Here is a 19,843-nt window from a genome sequence, read left to right as displayed (position 1 = left end):
CAACAACCTGTGATCTCCATCGGCGCATTCGCTTGACGACAAATTGAGCGCATGTTAACAGAATGTTTTGCCTTTATTTGGCCCGTCAGATAAGGAACATTCATGTTACGGTACAGTCTCTTAACCGCCGGGCTGATGCTCGGCGCCTCTGCCTTTGCTGCTCCGGCAGGCGATCTCCCTTTGATGCCCTGGCCTGCTAAGGTCGAACGCCCGACCACCCAGGGCGCGCTGGTGCTCAGCAACAACGTATCCATTAGCGTCACCGGGGACGATCTCGGTGACGCCGTCAACCGCCTGCGCCAGCGCATTGCCCTGCAAACCGGCTGGACGCTGCAGCCTCAGGCTGAAAAGCCAGACAAATCGACCATCCGCATCGCGATTGCCAAAAAGGTCAAGCCGCAGCCGCTGCCGGACAGCGATGAAAGCTATAGGCTCACGGTGGACGCCAACGGCGTCGATATCTCCGCAAACACCCGCTTCGGCGCGCTGCGCGCCATGGAAACGCTGCTCCAGCTGATGCAGAACGGCGCGGAAAACACCTCGCTGCCGTGGGTCACCATTGAAGATTCGCCGCGCTTCCCGTGGCGCGGACTGCTGCTCGACTCGGCGCGCCACTTTATCCCGCTGCCGGATATCAAGCGCCAGATCGACGGTATGGCCGCGGCGAAGCTCAACGTCCTGCACTGGCATCTGACCGACGATCAGGGCTGGCGCTTCAGCTCGAAGCGCTACCCTAAGCTGACGCAGCTTGCCAGCGACGGGCTGTTCTACACCCCTGAACAGATGCGCGAGGTGGTGCGATACGCCACCGAGCGCGGCATTCGCGTGGTGCCGGAGATCGACATGCCGGGCCACGCCTCGGCGATTGCCGTGGCCTATCCGGAGCTGATGAGTGCGCCGGGGCCATACAGCATGGAGCGCAGCTGGGGCGTGCTGAAGCCGGTGCTGGATCCAACAAAAGACGCAACCTACGCCTTTGCCGACGCGATGGTCAGCGAACTGGCGGCGATCTTCCCCGATCCCTATCTGCACATCGGCGGTGATGAGGTGGACGACAGCCAGTGGAAAGCGAACCCGGCCATTCAGCAATTTATGCGCGATAAGAAGCTTGCCGACAGCCACGCGCTGCAGGCGTATTTCAACCGCAGGCTGGAAACGATCCTTGAGAAGCATCACCGGCAGATGGTCGGCTGGGACGAGATCTACCATCCCGACCTGCCGAAAAGCATTCTGATCCAGTCCTGGCAGGGGCAGGACGCGCTGGGGCAGGTGGCGCAGAACGGCTACAAAGGCATTCTCTCGACGGGCTTCTATCTCGATCAGCCCCAGTCCACCGCCTACCACTACCGCAATGAAATCGTCCCGCAGGGGCTGAACGGCGTGGATGTGATAGCGGACACCGACAGCGTCCAGAGCTGGGCCTTCACCATGCCTCGCCTGAAGGGCAAGCCGGTAGAGGGGAGCTTTACGCTGGTAAAAGGGGATGCCGGCTGGCGCGGATTTATTGATTTTGCCGGGAAATCCCGCCGCGCGGTGCAGGACATTGAATGGCGTGACGACAATCAGGTGACCTTCACCGTCGACACCTGGATGGGCGAGACGCGCCCGGTCGTCAACGTTGATAACGACAAGCTTTCCGGTTACTTCCTGGTGGGGAATACGCGCTACCCGATTAGCGGCTCGCGTCTGGACGAGGTACCGAAAGGCATTCCGCCCGTCGTACCGGACGTGGCGAATCAGGCCAACCTGCTCGGCGGTGAAGCCGCGCTGTGGGCGGAGAACGTGGTCGCACCGGTGCTGGATATCCGCCTGTGGCCGCGCGCCTTTGCAGTGGCGGAGCGGCTATGGTCCGCGCAGGACGTCAACGACGTCGACAACATGTACACCCGCCTGCAGGCGATGGACAGCTGGTCGACGGTGTCAGTCGGGCTGCAGCAGCATACCCAGCAGCAGGTGCAGTTCACGCGCCTGGCGAACAATGCCGATACTCTGCCGCTGCAGATCCTCGCCCAGGCGGTGGAGCCCGCGCAGTATTACACCCGCCAGCACCTGAAGTTCCAGGCGGGAAATTATCATCAGTTCGAACCGCTCAATCGCTTCGCGGATGCGCTGAACGCCGAAAGCGCCACGGTGCGGCAGATGAACAAATGGGCCGACAGGCTGGTGAGCGATGCGGAAGACACGGAAAGCGCCGATGCGCTGCGCCACGTCTTTAACCGCTGGCAGAGCAACACCAGCGACGCGCTGGCGCTAAGCGAAAACAGCTATCAACTGAAGGCGATGAAGCCAGTGATTCAGGAGGTGGATAAGCTGGCCTCCATTGGCCTGAGGCTGACGGATCTGGTGGCGCGCCAGGGCACGCTGGATGATAAAGAGATTGCGTCGATTCAGAGCGAGCTGGATAACGCGGCGAAGGTGCAGGACGAGGTGGTGATTGCGGCGGTGTATCCGCTGGAGACGCTGCTGCGCGCGACGCGGAATCAGTAACCCCTCACCCCAACCCCTCTCCCCATAGGGGCGAGGGGCTCGATCGGTCCCCTCTCCCCGATGGGGAGAGGGTGAGGGGAAAAGACTACTCAGTTCTTCAAAATCCACGCCTCTTTCCAGTGTGCGCCAACGCCTGGCTCATACTGGTTTGCGGTTGGGCTGTACTGCACGCAGTAACCGCTGTATGGGAACGGCTTGCACTCGTAGGTCTTACCGTCTTTAGGCTGCAGTACCACGGTACCCGCTTTGTAAGACGCAATGCTGTCCGGGAAGATAAAATCGTGCTGACCGGTGCCGTCTGCGGCTGAATCGCCTTCCAGCATCAGGTTCAGCACGTCCTGGGCGAACATCGTGCCGTCTTTGTTGGTCGCGTAGTATTTCAGCATGTGGTGACCCGCCGTCACGTCATTCAGGGTCATGGTCACGTCCTGGTTGGCGTTGTTCATGTCCTGCTTCAGGTAGCCTTTTTCCGCACCGCTGTGGTTCATCACGTGTGCTTCAAGGTTCACGTCACCTTTGGTGTTTACGTGGAAGGTGACGGTTGCCTTGCCGTTCTCGATTTTGCTGTACTGCAGGTTAGAAACGGCAATGGTTTCATGCACTTCCGCCTTCTGCTCTTCATACGAGATCGCAACGGACTGCAGGGCGCTGCCGTCTTTGACGAAGACGCTGTTCGCGCCGTGGACCGGGCTGATTTCACCCGCTTCATCCTTCACGCCGACGCGTACGTCGCTGTGCGCCGCGTTGATTTTCTGCGCCAGATCGTATGCCCACTGGTTTGCATCCCCCTGGGCTGCTGAACTAATGGTCATCTCGGTGCGCATGGCGGCAACTTCGCCGTTGGCATCGAAGAATCGCGCGATGACTTTATCGCCTGCATTCAGGTTATTACCGGCAATCTGGCCGCTCAGCGTTTTGTTCCATTCGGACACCACCGCAGGCGTGTCGTCCGGCGTAACGTTGCCGCCGTTGCCGAAATCGACGTCAATGGCCTGATAGAAACTGTTTGCGGTATCCGCAATTTCCCATACGCCGTAAATAACCTGATAGCCCGTGCGTGCGGGCACATTACAGGTCATGGATTTCGTCATCGCCGGTGCCTGACCATTCCCGTTAATGGTACAGAACGGGGTTAATTCAAACTGGTCGCGGGTCAGAGGCTTATTTGGGTCCCAGTTTTGTTTGGTGATGTAATAACGCCAGTTGGTGGTTTTATGCGGCGCGGTATGGTGCCAGACAAATTCATGCGGCCCCGCCGTCATGGGGGTTTTGGTCCAGGCGTTCAGGCTCTGCTTATCAAGCTGGGAGTAGTTGGCAATGCCTGCGCTGGCGAGCTGGCCGTCAGGGGGCATGGCGCCGGTCGGGAATCCGGAAGCTTTTTCTACGCTCTGCGGTTCGTACTGAACGGAGCCGCAGTCAATATTCTGGCCTAGCTTACACATATAAGCGCGGCTGGCAGGAGATTCTATGTATCCGTGTGCAAGTGCTGAAGACGCAGCCGTTAGTGTGGCAACGGCCAACGCAATTTTTGAGAGTTTCATTCTTTGTCCATTAATTAGAATATAACAAGGCAGCGTCAGTCTATTAATGGAGTGGGGGATGCGTCATTTCCTGCAGAGAGTAAAAATGGTCGAAATAAAAAAGGCAGCCGGAGCTGCCTTCTCTTTATTGAAATAAATTAGCGACGTACGGCAATCGCTTCAATTTCAATTTTCACGTCTTTTGGCAGACGGGCCACTTCAACGCAGGAGCGCGCCGGGAAGGAGGCGTTGTGCTCGTTGAAGAAGGCTTCATACGTGGCGTTAACGGTCGCGAAATCGTTCAGATCTTTCACGAAAACGGTGGTTTTCACGATATCGCCCACTTTCAGACCGGCAGCTTCAACGATCGCCTGCACGTTTTCCAGCGACTGACGCGCCTGTGCCGCTACGTCGGCCGGCACTTCACCAGTTTTCGGGTTCACCGGGATCTGCCCAGAGGTGATGATCATGCTGCCCAGATCGACGCCCTGAACGTAAGGGCCGATAGCCGCTGGTGCACTTTCCGTCGCGAGTACTTTGGTCATGATTTCTCCAGAATAACAGCTGATTAAATGTTCCCGGCCATTATAGGGAGGCCGGGATCCTTTACCAACCTCAATTAGTTGGCCAGCACCACATAATGAGAAAACTCTTTTTCGCAGTATTTGCATTTGAGTGCGATGTCATCGGCGCGTTTTTTCACTGCAAAACTGGAGGAAACCGGCTCAGCGTGACTGATGCAGTTGCTGTTCGGACAGACCAGCACGCTTTCGATGCGATCCGGCAGGCTCGGGCGGGATTTGCCGACCACTTCATACTCGTCGATGCGGTTGACCGTGGCGTCCGGCGCGTACAGCGACAGCTGGTTAACCTGCTCGTCGGTCAGGAAGGTGTTCTCAATTTTAATCAGGTCCTTGCGGCCCATTTCACCCGACGGCAGGTTCAGGCCGATGGTGATGCGCTGGTCGGTTTCGGTCAGTTTGAACAGCGTCAGCAGCTTAAAGCCCACCTGTGCAGGGATGTGGTCAATCACGGTGCCACGCTTGATGGCTTCAACCTGGAGTTTGTTATCGTGTGTCATTGTCGTTTCCCCTTACAGTGCCAATTCGCGATTCAGAACCAGTGCCAGTAACGCCTGGCGGGCGAAGATGCCGTTTCCGGCCTGCTGGAAGTACCAGGCGTGCGGCGTTTTGTCCACGTCTGTGGCGATTTCATCGATGCGCGGCAGCGGATGCAGCACCTTCATGTTGTCGCGGGCACCGTCGAGGTCGCTGGCGCGCAGCACGAACTGCGCCTTCACGTTGGCGTATTCGGACGGATCCAGACGCTCTTTCTGCACGCGGGTCATGTAGAGAATATCCACGTGGCCCACCACCTCTTCGATGCTGGCGTGCAGGCTCCACTGAATGCCTTTTTCGTCCAGCATGTCGAGAATGTACTGCGGCATCGCCAGCGCGTCCGGGGCGATGAAGAAGAAGCGGTTGCCGTTAAATTTCGCCAGCGCCTGGGTCAGGGAGTGGACGGTGCGGCCGTACTTCAGGTCGCCGACCATGGCGATGTTCAGGTTCTCGAGCGTGCCCTGCGTCTCCTGAATGGTGAACAGATCCAGCAGAGTCTGCGTCGGATGCTGGTTGGCACCGTCACCGGCGTTCAGCACCGGAATGCCGCCGGAAAATTCCGTCGCCAGACGCGCCGCGCCTTCCTGCGGGTGGCGCATCACAATCGCGTCCACGTAGGTACTGATGACTGAAATGGTGTCCGCCAGGGTCTCGCCTTTTTTACCCAGCGACGTATTGCTGCTGTCCGAGAAGCCCACCACGCTCGCGCCCAGGCGGTGCATGGAGGTTTCAAAGGAGAGGCGGGTACGGGTTGAAGCTTCGAAGAAGCAGCTCGCAATCACCTTGTGCTTAAGCAGCTCCGGTTGCGGATTGGCCTTCAGTTTTGCCGCGGTTTCCAGAACCAGTTCCAGCTCTTCGCGGCTGAGGTCGTTTATGGAAATGATGTGTTTTTGATAAAGCGGATTCATGTTTATCTCCTGACGCCGGGCAAAAAAAAGCCCCTCAAATGAGGGGCTCTGGGAATAGGTTTAGCAACGGGAAGAAAAACGGCAGGCCAGCGTCTGAATTCAGACGCGGTAAGACGTTATGTCGTACACGCTTGACCATGCTTCCTCCCGGCAAATTGTCGGGCATTATACGCAGCTCGCTTTGCGGATCAAGCGATTTAATGCACGCTTTACTCAATGCAAACGGTTCTTTATGAATATTAATGCGTTCTGAGTAAATAATTAATTTGCTTATGCACCAGCGCGGTGCGCTTCACGACCCTGGGTGCGACCCAGACGATACTGCTTCCGGCCACCACGCCTAAAATTTCCGGTAACTGGTGATAATCCAGAATACGCGCCACCGCGCGGCCATATCCGGCAACGGTATGGATAAGGATAAATTCGCTATTGTGCTCCACGCTCACCACCATTTCGGATACGGTGCGCGCGGCATCGGGGGCAGGGCGCAGCTGGGGATTCAGCGAATAAATTTTTAGACCTTTGGCATTTCGAATTTTTATGACACCAAGCAACTTGAGCAGACGTGAAACGGTGGACTGGCTGATGGTCTCAAAACCCCGCTCCTGCAAGTCGCGGCGGATCTCCTCCTGAGAGAGATAGCTCTTTTCCGCGATCAGACGCTGGCAGACCGTTAGCTGTAGTTGCTCTTTGGGAGAGTACTCTTCGTAATCCATCATAGTTCCCATATCAGTTCCCGAAATAACCGGTGGCACTGCACCGATCCGTAGGCCGGATAAGCGCAGCGCCATCCGGCAAATCACAACATGGCACCCAGGCTTAACGCCACCATAATCACCACCGTTAATATCCCCAGCAGCGGCGCGACCCATTTCAGATAGCGCACGTAGGGCACGCGGGCAATAGCCAGCCCGCCCATCACAACGGCAGAGGTGGGAGTGACAAGGTTAACGATGCCGGACGCCGACTGGTAAGCCGTTACCACCAGGTCGCGGTTGACGTTAGCGAAATCGGCAAGCGGCGCCATGATCGGCATCGTCAGAACGGCCAGGCCGGACGAAGATGGCACAAGAAACGACAGCACCACTTCCAGCCAGTACATCACGTTGATGAACGCCACCGTCGACAACCCGGTGACCATCCCCTCGGCGCTGTGCAAAATGGTGTGGGTAATCATGCCCTTATCCATGATGACTACGATACCGCGCGCGATACCGATAATCAGCGCGACGCCCAGCAAATCTCGCGCGCCGTTGATAAAGGTTGAGGTCAGCTCCTCTTCGCTCATCCGCGCAATCAGCCCGACGATAATCGCGCTGGCGAGAAACACCGCCGAGATCTCCGCCATCCACCAGCCCAGCACCGCCACGCCGTAGATCATCACCGCGAAGGCGAGGGCGAAAATCACCAGGATGAGTTTGCGCACCGGGGTAAATTCCAGCGACTGCTCGCCCTTATTGCCGAGGAAATGGGCGAGGTTTTCTTCCTGCTTATCCGCCACGATCGACAGCGACGGATCCTTGCGGACCTTGCGGGCGTAGCGCATCACCCACGCCACGCAGATAACCCAGCCAATCACCAGCAGCGCGATGCGCAACATGATGCCGTTGGTGAAGGGGATCCCGGCGGCGTTGGCGGCGATCACCGTGGCGAACGGGTTAATAGTAGAGCCGAGTGTGCCGATCCCCGCCCCGAGCAGGACGGTGGACGCGGCGACGACCGGATCGAACCGCGCCGCCAGCATCACCGGCACCAGCAGGGTGTAGAACGGCAGCGACTCCTCGGCCATGCCGTAAATTGTGCCACCAGCGGCAAACAGCGCCATCAGGATCGGGATCATCCACTCCTCGCGGCCACGCAACTTAGTGGTGACGCGCTCGATCCCGGCGTCAATCGCCCCGGTTTTGGTGACGATCCCGAGGAAGCCCCCGATGATCAGAATAAACAGCGCCACGTCGATCGCCCCGGCCTGGCCGGATTCCGGATCGTAGAGCCCGGCAATCGGCGCCATCAGCACCGAAACCAGCCCCTGCGGATGCGCCGCCACGTGCGCGTAGGTGCCGGCAACCGGCACGTCCTTGCCGAGCGCCTCGTTCATCGCCATATGGTACTGCCCGGCTGGCACAATCCACGTCAGCACGGCAACCACGGCAATCAGAAAAAAGAGAATGGTGTAAGCGGAGGGAAACTTAAACTTGCCCATGATGTTCTCCTGGAACCCGGCGTACCCCGCGGCACGCCGGGCGGTGATTAGTCGCCGAGTGTCGCCACCATGACCGCTTTAATGGTGTGCATGCGGTTCTCTGCTTCGTCGAAAACGATGGAGTTCGGTGATTCGAAGACCTCTTCCGTCACCTCCAGCCCCTTCAGGCCGTATGCCATCTCGATCTCTCGGCCCACTTTGGTGTGCTCGTTGTGGAACGCCGGGAGGCAGTGCATAAACTTGACGTTCGGGTTGCCGGTGGCCTTCATCACGTCCGCGTTAATCTGATACGGCTTCATCAGGCTGACGCGCTCGGCCCAGGCTTCCTTCGGCTCGCCCATGGAGACCCACACGTCGGTGTAGAGGAAATCGGTCCCCCGCACGCCTTCTTCCACGTCGTCGGTGAGGGTAATGCGCGCGCCTGTTTCTTTCGCGATGGCGCGGCACTGCTCAACCAGCCCGGCTTCCGGCCAGAAGGATTTCGGCGCGACGAGGCGAATATCCATCCCCATCTTGGCCGCGCCGACCATCAGCGAGTTGCCCATGTTGTTGCGCGCGTCGCCAAGATAAGCAAAGCTCAACTCCGGCAGGGTTTTGCCCGGCGAATGCTCCAGCATGGTCATCAGGTCGGCGAGGATTTGCGTTGGGTGGAACTCGTCGGTCAGGCCGTTCCACACCGGCACGCCCGCATATTCGCCCAGCTCTTCGACGATGGCCTGGCCGTAGCCGCGGTATTCAATGCCGTCATACATACGGCCCAGCACGCGGGCGGTGTCCTTCATCGATTCTTTATGGCCAATCTGCGAGCCGCTTGGGCCGAGGTAGGTGACCTGCGCGCCCTGGTCGAACGCGCCCACTTCAAAAGCGCAGCGGGTGCGGGTGGAGGTTTTTTCAAAGATCAGGGCGATGTTTTTCCCGACCAGGGTTTGCTTCTCACGCCCGGCTTTTTTGGCCGCCTTCAGCTCGATGGCGAGGTCGATCAGGTACTGGATCTCCGCCGGGGTGTAGTCCAGCAGTTTCAGGAAGTTGCGGTTTTTCAGGTTGATGGTCATGGGTAAATCCTTTTTAAAATTATAAAAACCTTTCCCCTCACCCCGGCCCTCTCCCCAAAGGGGAGAGGGTGTAATCGTCCCCTCTCCCCTTTGGGGAGAGGGTTAGGGTGAGGGGTGCGTGTGTTCTCAGTTACGAATCAACGTGCCTTTCTCGCCCGCCAGGATCTCTGCGCCGTCGGCCAGCGCGCCGATCCCGGCAATGCCGTTGCAGGCTTCAACAAACTCGCGGCAGGCGGCCACTTTCGGCCCCATCGATCCGGCGTCGAACTGCATATCTCTGAGCAGTTCCGGCGTTACCTGCGCCAGCGGGCGCTGGGTCGGCTTGCCCCAGTCGAGGTACACCGCGTCGGCATCGGTCAGGATCAGCAGGGCGTCGGCCTCGATCTGCCTCGCCAGCAGCGCGGCGGAGAGGTCTTTGTCGATCACCGCTTCAATCCCGCGATAGCCGTTGGCGTTCTCCACCACCGGCACGCCGCCGCCGCCGTTGCAGATCACCAGGTGGTCGCGCTGAATCAGCGCCGTGATGGCGTCGCTCTCGACGATGCGCTTCGGCTGCGGCGACGGCACCACGCGGCGGACGTAGCTCCCGTCGGCCTTGAACACCCAGCCTTTTTCCGCGGCCAGCGTTTTTGCCTGGGCTTCGCTGTACACCGGGCCGATGTACTTGGTCGGGTTGCTGAAGGCCGGGTCGGCGGCGTCCACTTCGACCTGCGTGAGCAGGACGCTCACCTCGCGCTGCGGCAGGTTGTTTTTCAGCGCCTGCTGGAGCATGTAGCCGATCATTCCCTGGCTTTCGGCGCCGAGAACGTCCAGCGGGTAGGGCGTCACTTTGTCGTAGGCGCTGTTCTGCAGCGCCAACAGCCCGACCTGCGGGCCGTTGCCGTGCACCAGCACCACGCGCCACTGCGCCGTCAGTCCGGCGATGGTGCGGGCGGCCTGCTCGATGTTCTGGCGCTGGATATCCGCTTCCAGCGGCTCGCCGCGCTTGAGCAGCGCGTTGCCGCCCAGGGCCACAACCAGAGTGGGTTTTCGTTCCATGATGGCTCCTTTAAATTCCGTCGCGTTCCAGCGGGCAGCTCATGCAGCGTGCGCCGCCGCGGCCGCGTCCGAGCTCGTCGCCAGGGATGGGCAGCACGGTGATGCCCGCTTTGTCGTACTTCTCGTTGGTCCAGACGTTGCGCTCGTAGCCGATTACCACGCCCGGGCGGATGGTCAGGACGTTGTTAGCGTCGTTCCACTGCTCGCGTTCGGCTTCAAAGGCGTCGCCGCCAGTGGTGATCAGGCGCACCTGGCTAATGCCAAGCGCTTTCTCGATGGCGTGCAGCAGGTCGGTTTCCTGGGTGCGCAGCAGGCCGCCGCGTCCGTCCGGGGTGAGCGTCCAGCACTGGGCGTCTTTGCGCACCACTTCCGGATAAACGGAGAAGGTATCCACGTCGATGTGGGTCATCACTGTGTCGAGGTGCATGCAGGAGCGGTGTTTGGGCAGCTCAACGGCGATCACGCGCTCGGCCTGACGGTGTTTGAACAGGCTGTTGGCGAGGAACTCCACGCCCTGCGGCGTCGTGCGTTCGGACATGCCGATCAATACCGCGCCGCGGCCAATTACTAATACGTCGCCGCCCTCTAAGGTGGCGTGGTCGTAATTAATATTCTCGTCGCCGAAATACTTAATAAAATCGCCGTCGGCAAACGCCGGGTGCCAGCGATATATTGCCCGCAGGTTATTGGTTTCACGCTGACGGGCCGGTTTGGCCATGGGGTTAATAGAGACGCCGTTATAAATCCAGCACGAGGTGTCGCGGGTAAATAAATGGTTCGGCAGCGGCTTCATAATAAAATCATTCGCCGTGTGGGTATCGACCACCATATTTTTAATGGCCGCCGGAATTTCACCGTAGGTTAATCCGCCGCTCAGTCTGCGCGCCAGTTCGCGGTGCGGCATATCCGCCAGCCAGCCGCGCACGTCGCCGGCAAAAGTGGGGCCCAGGCGATAGTCGGAGATCTGCGTATCCAGCAGCCAGGCTTTCGCTTCTGTAATATCAAGGGTTTGTGTCAGAAGGTCGGTCAACAGCAGGACTTCCACACCCTGATCGCGCAGCGTGTTTGCGAAGATATCATGCTCCTCACCCGCCCGCTCAACCGAGAGCACGTCATCGAAAAGCAGCTCCTGACAGTTCGATGGCGTTAAACGTTTCAGACTTAAATTTGGGCGGTGCAGCATAACGCTACGCAATTGACCAATTTCAGAACCGACATAATGCTTTTCCATAATTATTCCTTTAACTGTTTTTCAGAATAAAAAGGGCATGCGCCATGCGTTGTGTTTAATTACATGGCGGCTAAGCTCAATTGATTTCGTGATTTATACTAGGCGGTTAAATAATCCATAATGTGACATCGCTCACGCGAAAATGGATATTAAGAGGTTTGTTTTCATTTGCATGATTCGCATCAGATAATGATTAATTTCATATTATTCAGGGATGAATAGCTAAGCAGGATTCGGTGGCATTATTTTAGGTTGTTATTGTTTTGTAGAATTTCACACTTTGCAATAATTGGTTATCTGTTTGATTTTAAAGAATTAAATAAATTTGAAAGAATGGCTATGCAATAATGGCAATTAACTATTTTTTACTTAAGTAAAATCCATAAATAATTATGGATTTATAACGGGAATTAGCAAAGTTGTAAAATGTGATACGGCAATGGGTTTTGTGATTAAGCGCTTTATTTCAGTGGGTTATGTTAGCGTCTTAACGCGCGTGAAATGAGGTTATGCATAACCCCTGCATAAATGCCTGAGCAGGATTAACAGCAAATTAACACCATTCCCGATAAACATGCGCTCGCGCAAATCTCAACGAAAAAGGGCTGGTATGGCAGCGGGGATTCTCGTATAAAATATAAAAATGAAACATTGTTTTATATTGAGGGTTGAAACATGATTATCGGCAACATCCACCATTTGCAGTCCTGGCTGACTGACGATCTGCGCCAGGCCATTGAGCACGTTAAAGCCCACGTCACCGACGCCACGCCGCTCGGGAAACACGACATCAACGGCAACAGCCTGTTTTATCTGGTCTCGGAAGACATGACCCAGCCGTTCGCCGAGCGCCGCGCCGAGTACCACGCGCGCTATCTGGATATCCAGATCGTGATGAAGGGTCAGGAAGGGATGACGTTTAGCACCCTGCCGCACGGCGCGCCTGACACCGACTGGCTGGCGGACAAAGACATCGCGTTCCTGCCAGAAGGCGAGCAGGAGAAAACCGTGGTGCTGAGCGAAGGGGATTTTGTTGTGTTCTGGCCGGGCGAAGTGCATAAGCCGCTGTGCGCGGTGGGGGCGCCTGCTAAGGTCAGGAAAGTTGTGGTTAAGATGTTAATGGAGTAACCCCACACCCCTCACCCTAACCCTCTCCCCCCAAGGGAGAGGGGCCTGCACCGAGCCATCTTTTCCCCCTCGCCCCTTTGGGGAGAGGGCCGGGGTGAGGGGCAATATGTGATCCAGCTTAAATTTCCCGCACTCCCTCTTCCCTTCCCATTTACCTCTCCTTTTTCTGCGTCATAGTATGATCGTTAAATTAATGAACACCGTTCTATAATGTAGAACAAAATGATTCAGCAAGGAGATCTCATGCCGCAGTCCGCGTTGTTCACGGGAATCATTCCCCCTGTCGCCACCATTTTTACCGCCGACGGTCAGCTCGATAAGCCGGGCACCGCCGCGCTGATCGACGATCTGATCAAAGCAGGCGTTGACGGCCTGTTCTTCCTGGGCAGCGGCGGCGAGTTCTCCCAGCTCGGCGCCGAAGAGCGTAAAACCATTGCCCGCTTTGCTATCGATCATGTCGATCGTCGCGTGCCGGTCCTGATCGGCACCGGCGGCACCAACGCCCGGGAAACCATTGAGCTCAGCCAGCACGCGCAGCAGGCGGGCGCGGACGGCATCGTGGTGATTAACCCCTACTACTGGAAGGTGTCGGAAGCGAACCTGATCCGCTATTTCGAGCAGGTGGCGGACAGCGTCACGCTGCCGGTGATGCTCTATAACTTCCCGGCGCTGACCGGGCAGGATCTGACCCCGGCGCTGGTGAAAACCCTCGCCGACTCGCGCAGCAATATTATCGGCATCAAAGACACCATCGACTCCGTCGCCCACCTGCGCAGCATGATCCACACCGTCAAAGCGGCGCATCCGCACTTCACCGTGCTCTGCGGCTACGACGATCACCTCTTTAATACCCTGCTGCTCGGCGGCGACGGGGCGATCTCGGCGAGCGGCAACTTTGCCCCGCAGGTGTCGGTGAATCTTCTGAAAGCGTGGCGCGACGGGGACGTGGCGAAAGCGGCTGAGTATCATCAGACCTTACTGCAAATACCGCAGATGTATCAGCTGGATACGCCGTTTGTGAACGTCATTAAAGAGGCGATTGTGCTCTGCGGCCGCCCGATTTCCACCCACGTTTTGCCGCCCGCCTCGCCGCTGGACGAGCCGCGCAAGGCGCAGCTGAAAACCCTGCTGCAACAGCTCAAGCTCTGCTGAGCCGGACGATAACGATGACCATTGAGAAAATTTTCACCCCACAGGACGACGCGTTTTATGCGGTGATCACCCACGCGGCGGGGCCGCAGGGCGCGCTGCCGCTGACCCCGCAGATGCTGATGGAATCCCCCAGCGGCAACCTGTTCGGCATGACGCAGAACGCCGGGATGGGCTGGGACGCCAACAGGCTGACCGGCAAAGAGGTGCTGATCATCGGCACCCAGGGCGGCATCCGCGCCGGAGACGGGCGCCCGGTCGCGCTGGGCTATCACACCGGCCACTGGGAGATCGGCATGCAGATGCAGGCGGCGGCGAAGGAGATTACCCGCAGCGGCGGGATCCCGTTTGCGGCCTTTGTCAGCGATCCGTGCGACGGGCGCTCGCAGGGTACGCACGGCATGTTCGACTCCCTGCCGTACCGCAACGACGCGGCGATCGTGTTTCGCCGCCTGATCCGCTCCCTGCCCACGCGGCGGGCGGTGATCGGCGTGGCAACCTGCGATAAAGGTCTGCCCGCCACCATGATTGCGCTGGCCTCGATGCACGACCTGCCGACCATTCTGGTGCCGGGCGGGGCGACGCTGCCGCCGACCGTGGGGGAAGACGCGGGCAAGGTACAGACCATCGGCGCGCGCTTCGCCAACCACGAACTCTCATTGCAGGAGGCCGCCGAGCTGGGCTGTCGCGCCTGCGCGTCGCCGGGCGGTGGGTGTCAGTTCCTCGGCACGGCGGGCACCTCGCAGGTGGTCGCGGAGGCGCTGGGCCTGGCTTTGCCGCATTCCGCGCTGGCGCCGTCCGGGCAGGCGGTGTGGCTGGAGATCGCCCGTCAGGCGGCGCGCGCGGTCAGCGAGCTGGATAACCGCGGCATTACCACGCGCGATATCCTCACCGATAAAGCCATCGAAAACGCGATGGTGATCCACGCGGCGTTCGGCGGCTCCACCAATTTACTGCTGCACATTCCGGCCATCGCCCACGCGGCGGGCTGCACGATCCCGGACGTTGAACACTGGACGCGCGTCAACCGCAGGGTGCCGCGCCTGGTCAGCGTGCTACCCAACGGCCCGGACTATCACCCGACCGTGCGCGCCTTCCTCGCGGGCGGCGTGCCGGAAGTCATGCTCCACCTGCGCGATCTCGGCCTGCTGCATCTGGACGCCATGACCGTGACCGGCCAGACGGTGGGTGAGAACCTCGACTGGTGGCAGGCGTCCGAGCGCCGTGAGCGCTTCCGCCAGTGCCTGCGCGAGCAGGACGGCGTGGATCCGGATGACGTGATCCTGCCGCCGGAGAAGGCAAAAGCGAAAGGGCTGACTTCGACGGTCTGCTTCCCGACGGGCAACATCGCGCCGGAAGGCTCGGTGATCAAGGCCACGGCGATTGACCCGTCGGTGGTGGGCGAAGATGGCGTTTACCGTCATACCGGCCGGGCGAGGGTTTTTGTCTCGGAAGCGCAGGCGATTAAGGCCATCAAGCGGGAAGAGATTAAGCAGGGCGATATCATGGTGGTGATCGGCGGCGGACCGTCCGGCACCGGCATGGAAGAGACCTACCAGCTCACCTCCGCGCTGAAGCATATCTCGTGGGGCAAGACGGTATCGTTAATCACCGATGCGCGCTTCTCGGGCGTGTCGACGGGCGCCTGCTTCGGCCACGTGTCGCCGGAGGCGCTGGCGGGCGGGCCGATTGGCAATCTGCGCGATAATGACATCATCGAGATTGCCGTCGACCGCCTGACCCTCACGGGCAGCGTGAACTTCATCGGCACCGCGGACAACCCGTTGACGCCGGAGGAGGGCGCGCGCGAGCTGGCGCGGCGGCAGACGCACCCGAACCTGCACGCCCACGACTTTTTGCCGGACGATACCCGGTTGTGGGCGGCGCTGCAGTCGGTAAGCGGCGGCACCTGGAAAGGCTGTATTTATGACACCGATAAAATCATTGAGGTAATTAACGCCGGTAAAAAAGCGCTCGGCATTTAATTATTTTCAGAGATAAAACCGTCTGCGGAAAATATTCCGCGGACGGCTTTTCCATTTCTGTTATTTAATAATATAAACAATAGGTTGAGATATATCGTCGGCGTCACAAAAGCAAAATAACGTAATTCAGAAATAAGATATGACCATTGCTGGTTAATTGAACAGCTCATTACACTCCATTAACACGATGTTGTAATTCAGCACACTACATAAGGGTGTAATTCTGATGACGCAATTAACCATGAAAGACAAAATTGGCTACGGGCTGGGTGACACCGCCTGCGGCTTCGTCTGGCAGGCCACGATGTTCCTGCTGGCCTATTTTTACACCGACGTCTTCGGCCTGTCGGCGGGGATTATGGGCACGCTGTTTTTAGTCTCCCGCGTGCTCGACGCCGTCACCGACCCGCTGATGGGGCTGCTGGTGGACCGCACCCGCACGCGGCACGGCCAGTTCCGCCCGTTCCTGCTGTGGGGCGCCATCCCGTTCGGCATCGTCTGCGTGCTGACCTTCTACACGCCGGACTTCTCCGCGCAGGGCAAAATCATCTACGCCTGCGTGACCTACATTCTCCTGACCCTGGTCTACACCTTCGTTAACGTGCCGTACTGCGCCATGCCGGGCGTCATCACCGCCGACCCGAAAGAGCGTCACGCCCTGCAGTCCTGGCGCTTCTTCCTGGCGGCGGCGGGCTCGCTCGCCATCAGCGGCATCGCGCTGCCGCTGGTGAGCATCATCGGCAAGGGGGATGAGCAGGTGGGCTATTTCGGTGCCATGTGCGTGCTGGGGCTTGTTGGCGTGGTGCTGCTCTACGTCTGCTTCTTCACCACCAAAGAGCGCTACACCTTTGAGGTTCAGCCGGGTTCGTCGGTGGCGAAAGATCTCAGGCTGCTGCTGGGCAACGGCCAGTGGCGCATCATGTGCGCGTTCAAGATGATGGCGACCTGTTCCAACGTGGTGCGCGGCGGGGCGACGCTCTACTTCGTGAAATACGTGATGGATCACCCGGAGATGGCGACCCAGTTCTTACTCTACGGCAGCCTCGCCACCATGTTCGGCTCGCTCTGCTCCTCCCGCCTGCTGGGCCGCTTCGACCGCGTCACCGCCTTCAAGTGGATCATCGTCGCCTACTCGCTGATCAGTCTGCTGATTTTCGTCACCCCGGCTGAGCACATCGCGCTGATTTTTGCCCTCAACATCCTGTTCCTGTTCGTCTTCAACACCACAACGCCGCTGCAGTGGCTGATGGCCTCTGACGTGGTGGATTACGAGGAGAGCCGCAGCGGTCGCCGCCTCGACGGGCTGGTGTTCTCCACCTACCTGTTCAGCCTGAAGATTGGCCTGGCGATTGGCGGGGCGGTGGTGGGCTGGATCCTGGCGTACGTGAACTATTCCGCCAGCAGCAGCGTGCAGCCGGTTGAGGTGCTGACCACCATCAAAATTCTGTTCTGCGTGGTGCCGGTGGTGCTCTACGCGGGCATGTTCATCATGCTGTCGTTCTACAAGCTCACCGACGCCCGCGTGGAGGCCATCAGCCAGCAGCTGATCAAGCATCGCGCGGCGCAGGGCGAGGCCGTTCCCGACGCCGCGACAGCCGCATCCCATTAACCGGAGGCAATATGGAAATCACTAACCCAATCCTGACCGGCTTCAACCCGGACCCGTCCCTGTGCCGCCAGGGCGAGGACTACTACATCGCCACCTCAACGTTCGAGTGGTTCCCGGGTGTGCGCATCTACCACTCCCGCGACCTGAAAAACTGGTCGCTGGTCAGCACCCCGCTGGACAGCGTGTCGATGCTGGACATGAAGGGCAACCCGGACTCCGGCGGCATCTGGGCGCCGTGCCTGAGCTACGCCGACGGCAAATTCTGGCTGCTCTACACCGACGTGAAGATTGTCGACTCGCCGTGGAAAAACGGCCGCAACTTCCTGGTTACCGCGCCCTCGATTGAGGGACCGTGGAGCGAGCCGATCCCGATGGGCAACGGCGGGTTTGACCCGTCCCTGTTCCACGACGACGATGGCCGCAAATACTATATCTACCGCCCGTGGGGGCCGCGTCACCACAGCAACCCGCACAACACCATCGTGTTGCAGGCGTTTGACCCGCAGACCGGCACGCTCTCGCCCGAGCGCAAAACCCTGTTTACCGGCACGCCGCTCTGCTACACCGAAGGGGCGCACCTGTATCGCCACGCGGGATGGTACTACCTGATGGTCGCCGAGGGCGGCACCAGCTATGAGCACGCCGTCGTGGTGCTGCGTTCCAAAAATATCGACGGGCCGTACGAGCTGCACCCGGACGTAACGATGATGACCAGCTGGCACCTGCCGGAGAACCCGCTGCAGAAGAGCGGCCACGGCTCGCTGCTGCAGACCCACACCGGAGAGTGGTACATGGCCTACCTCACCAGCCGCCCGCTGCGCCTTCCCGGCGTACCGCTGCTGGCCTCCGGCGGACGCGGCTACTGTCCGCTGGGGCGCGAGACCGGCATCGCCCGCATTGAGTGGCGCGACGGCTGGCCGTACGTGGAAGGCGGCAAGCACGCGCAGCTGACCGTGCCCGGCCCGCAGATGGCCGAGCAGCCAGCAGCCGTTCAGGCCACCTGGCGGGACGATTTCGACGGCAACACGCTTGACCCTGAGCTGCAGACCCTGCGCATTCCGTTCGACGACACCCTCGGCTCGCTCACCGCGCGCCCGGGCTACTTACGGCTCTACGGCAACGACTCGCTTAACTCGACCTTTACCCAGTCGACCGTGGCGCGCCGCTGGCAGCACTTCGCCTTCCGTTCAGAAACGCGGATGCAGTTCTCGCCGGTCCACTTCCAGCAGAGCGCGGGGCTGACCTGCTACTACAACAGCAAAAACTGGAGCTACTGCTTTGTGGACTACGAGGAGGGGCAGGGCAGAACGATTAAGGTGATCCAGCTCGACCATAACGTGCCGTCGTGGCCGCTGCACGAGCAGCCCATTCCGGTGCCGGAACATGCGGAGAGCGTCTGGCTGCGGGTAGACGTGGACAGGCAGGTCTACCGCTACAGCTATTCGTTCGACGGGGAGACGTGGCACGCCGTGCCGGTCACGTATGAGGCGTGGAAGCTATCGGACGACTACATCGGCGGGCGGGGCTTCTTCACCGGCGCGTTTGTGGGGCTGCACTGCGAGGACATCAGCGGCGACGGTTGTCACGCAGACTTCGACTACTTCACCTACGAGCCGGCCTGACGGCTCAGGCCGGGTAGCCCAGCGCGCGTGACAGCGCGAGCCCGGCCTGCTGAAGCTGCTCGCGGAAGCGGGCCAGCTCGGCGTCGTCCACGCGGGAGGTCAGCGTCGACAGGCTCAGGGCGGCGATGACGCGGGACTCGTGGTTCCACACCGGCACCGCCACGCAGCGCACGCCCTGCTCGTTCTCTTCGCTGTCCAGGGCGTAGCCCTGCTCGCGAGTCTGCGTCAGGGCGGTCATTAATGCTTCGCGAGAGGCGAGGGTAGCGGGCGTAAAGGTGGTGTACTGATAGCCTTCCAGCAGGGCGTTCAGCTCGGCCTCGCCCAGCCAGGCAATCAACACCTTGCCAATGGCGGTGGCGTGAACCGGCAGACGGCGGCCGATGCGCGAATAGGCGATGGCGGCCAGCTTGCCTTCAATCTTCTCGATATAGACCCCTTCACGCCCGTCCAGGATCCCCAGATGGGTGGTCTGCCCGGTACGTTGGGACAGCTCCGTCAGCCAGCCTTTCGCCTTCTGACGAATATCGATGGAGCCCACGACAAAATGGCCGCGCTCGACCAGCTTCATGCCGAGGCGATACTTGCCGTTCTCCGGGTTCTGATCGATATAGCCGTGAAGCTGCAGGGTTTTCAGCAGCGAGTGGAGGGTACTCTTGCTCAGCCCCATCAGTTTGCTGATGTCGGTGATCTTAAGCTCGGTGGCCTGCTCGTTGAACAGGTCGAGGATCTGCAACGCACGTTCAACAGACTGAATAATCGGCATAATGCTGGCATGTCCACGCTGGAATTAAGG

The 19,843-nt window shown here is 59.4% G+C and carries 17 protein-coding genes and 1 pseudogene; 7 read left to right on the top strand and 11 right to left on the bottom strand.

What is annotated here, in order from left to right:
* The first annotated feature begins 102 nt into the window (after positions 1 to 102).
* Positions 103 to 2,487, top strand: coding sequence for a family 20 glycosylhydrolase (locus URZ40_RS06510; RefSeq protein WP_320720095.1), 2,385 nt, complete (start codon positions 103 to 105; stop codon positions 2,485 to 2,487).
* Positions 2,488 to 2,576: 89 nt separating this feature from the next.
* Here URZ40_RS06510 and gbpA read toward each other — a convergent pair whose 3' ends face one another.
* The 5 genes from gbpA to URZ40_RS06485 form a co-directional block, all read right to left on the bottom strand.
* Positions 2,577 to 4,028, bottom strand: coding sequence for an N-acetylglucosamine-binding protein GbpA (gene gbpA, locus URZ40_RS06505; protein ID WP_316379785.1), 1,452 nt, complete (start codon positions 4,026 to 4,028; stop codon positions 2,577 to 2,579).
* A 137-nt stretch (positions 4,029 to 4,165) separates the two neighbouring features.
* A complete protein-coding gene (ridA, locus tag URZ40_RS06500) occupies positions 4,166 to 4,552 on the bottom strand; it encodes a 2-iminobutanoate/2-iminopropanoate deaminase (RefSeq protein WP_116343965.1) in 387 nt (128 codons plus the stop codon).
* Between the two features lie 74 nt (positions 4,553 to 4,626).
* Complete coding sequence (pyrI, locus tag URZ40_RS06495; RefSeq protein ID WP_023310197.1) at positions 4,627 to 5,088, bottom strand: aspartate carbamoyltransferase regulatory subunit; 462 nt, start codon at positions 5,086 to 5,088, stop codon at positions 4,627 to 4,629.
* 12 nt (positions 5,089 to 5,100) lie between these two features.
* Complete coding sequence (gene pyrB, locus URZ40_RS06490) at positions 5,101 to 6,033, bottom strand: aspartate carbamoyltransferase (protein ID WP_116343964.1); 933 nt, start codon at positions 6,031 to 6,033, stop codon at positions 5,101 to 5,103.
* Between the two features lie 34 nt (positions 6,034 to 6,067).
* Positions 6,068 to 6,172, bottom strand: a complete 105-nt coding sequence (locus tag URZ40_RS06485) for a pyrBI operon leader peptide (RefSeq protein ID WP_116343963.1) — start codon at positions 6,170 to 6,172, stop codon at positions 6,068 to 6,070.
* Between URZ40_RS06485 and URZ40_RS06480 the strand changes: the two are divergent.
* A pseudogene (locus URZ40_RS06480) lies at positions 6,152 to 6,269 on the top strand (hypothetical protein). The gene URZ40_RS06485 and the pseudogene URZ40_RS06480 overlap by 21 nt on opposite strands.
* Before the next feature lie 3 nt (positions 6,270 to 6,272).
* On the opposite strand, the gene URZ40_RS06475 reads toward URZ40_RS06480, so the two are convergent.
* The 5 genes from URZ40_RS06475 to arcA all read right to left on the bottom strand — a co-directional run bounded on the left by URZ40_RS06475 (position 6,273) and on the right by arcA (position 11,557).
* Positions 6,273 to 6,752, bottom strand: a complete 480-nt coding sequence (locus URZ40_RS06475) for an arginine repressor (RefSeq protein WP_003863366.1) — start codon at positions 6,750 to 6,752, stop codon at positions 6,273 to 6,275.
* Between the two features lie 80 nt (positions 6,753 to 6,832).
* A complete protein-coding gene (locus URZ40_RS06470) occupies positions 6,833 to 8,236 on the bottom strand; it encodes a YfcC family protein (RefSeq protein ID WP_166709957.1) in 1,404 nt (467 codons plus the stop codon).
* Between the two features lie 47 nt (positions 8,237 to 8,283).
* The gene (argF, locus tag URZ40_RS06465) at positions 8,284 to 9,288 is read right to left on the bottom strand and encodes an ornithine carbamoyltransferase (RefSeq protein ID WP_193358606.1); all 1,005 of its coding nucleotides are present in this window, start codon (positions 9,286 to 9,288) and stop codon (positions 8,284 to 8,286) included.
* Positions 9,289 to 9,414: 126 nt separating this feature from the next.
* Positions 9,415 to 10,326, bottom strand: coding sequence for a carbamate kinase (gene arcC, locus URZ40_RS06460; protein WP_320720091.1), 912 nt, complete (start codon positions 10,324 to 10,326; stop codon positions 9,415 to 9,417).
* Positions 10,327 to 10,336: 10 nt separating this feature from the next.
* Positions 10,337 to 11,557 carry an arginine deiminase gene (gene arcA / locus URZ40_RS06455; RefSeq protein WP_080328862.1) on the bottom strand — a complete coding sequence of 407 codons (1,221 nt, stop codon included), beginning with the start codon at positions 11,555 to 11,557 and terminating at the stop codon, positions 10,337 to 10,339.
* Between the two features lie 675 nt (positions 11,558 to 12,232).
* Here arcA and URZ40_RS06450 point away from each other — a divergent pair.
* The 5 genes from URZ40_RS06450 to URZ40_RS06430 all read left to right on the top strand — a co-directional run bounded on the left by URZ40_RS06450 (position 12,233) and on the right by URZ40_RS06430 (position 19,050).
* Positions 12,233 to 12,685 carry a YhcH/YjgK/YiaL family protein gene (locus tag URZ40_RS06450; protein ID WP_316379784.1) on the top strand — a complete coding sequence of 151 codons (453 nt, stop codon included), beginning with the start codon at positions 12,233 to 12,235 and terminating at the stop codon, positions 12,683 to 12,685.
* A gap of 243 nt (positions 12,686 to 12,928) precedes the next feature.
* On the top strand, positions 12,929 to 13,837 hold the full coding sequence (gene yagE, locus URZ40_RS06445; RefSeq protein ID WP_320720089.1) for a 2-keto-3-deoxygluconate aldolase: 909 nt from the start codon (positions 12,929 to 12,931) through the stop codon (positions 13,835 to 13,837).
* A gap of 14 nt (positions 13,838 to 13,851) precedes the next feature.
* Positions 13,852 to 15,819 (top strand): xylonate dehydratase YagF, encoded by a 1,968-nt coding sequence (yagF, locus tag URZ40_RS06440; RefSeq protein ID WP_320720087.1) that lies wholly within the window; start codon positions 13,852 to 13,854, stop codon positions 15,817 to 15,819.
* Between the two features lie 226 nt (positions 15,820 to 16,045).
* Entirely contained in the window at positions 16,046 to 17,428 is a 1,383-nt protein-coding gene (locus URZ40_RS06435) for an MFS transporter (RefSeq protein ID WP_320720085.1), read from the top strand.
* Between the two features lie 11 nt (positions 17,429 to 17,439).
* Positions 17,440 to 19,050, top strand: coding sequence for a glycoside hydrolase family 43 protein (locus tag URZ40_RS06430; RefSeq protein ID WP_320720084.1), 1,611 nt, complete (start codon positions 17,440 to 17,442; stop codon positions 19,048 to 19,050).
* Between the two features lie 4 nt (positions 19,051 to 19,054).
* On the opposite strand, the gene xynR is transcribed toward URZ40_RS06430, so the two are convergent.
* Positions 19,055 to 19,813 carry a DNA-binding transcriptional repressor XynR gene (gene xynR / locus URZ40_RS06425; RefSeq protein ID WP_320720082.1) on the bottom strand — a complete coding sequence of 253 codons (759 nt, stop codon included), beginning with the start codon at positions 19,811 to 19,813 and terminating at the stop codon, positions 19,055 to 19,057.
* Positions 19,814 to 19,843: the final 30 nt, after the last annotated feature.

This window comes from Enterobacter sp. 296B2, assembly GCF_034106185.1.
GTDB classification, from domain to species: domain Bacteria; phylum Pseudomonadota; class Gammaproteobacteria; order Enterobacterales; family Enterobacteriaceae; genus Enterobacter; species Enterobacter cloacae_N.
This window is presented reverse-complemented; position numbering and strand designations above follow the sequence as displayed.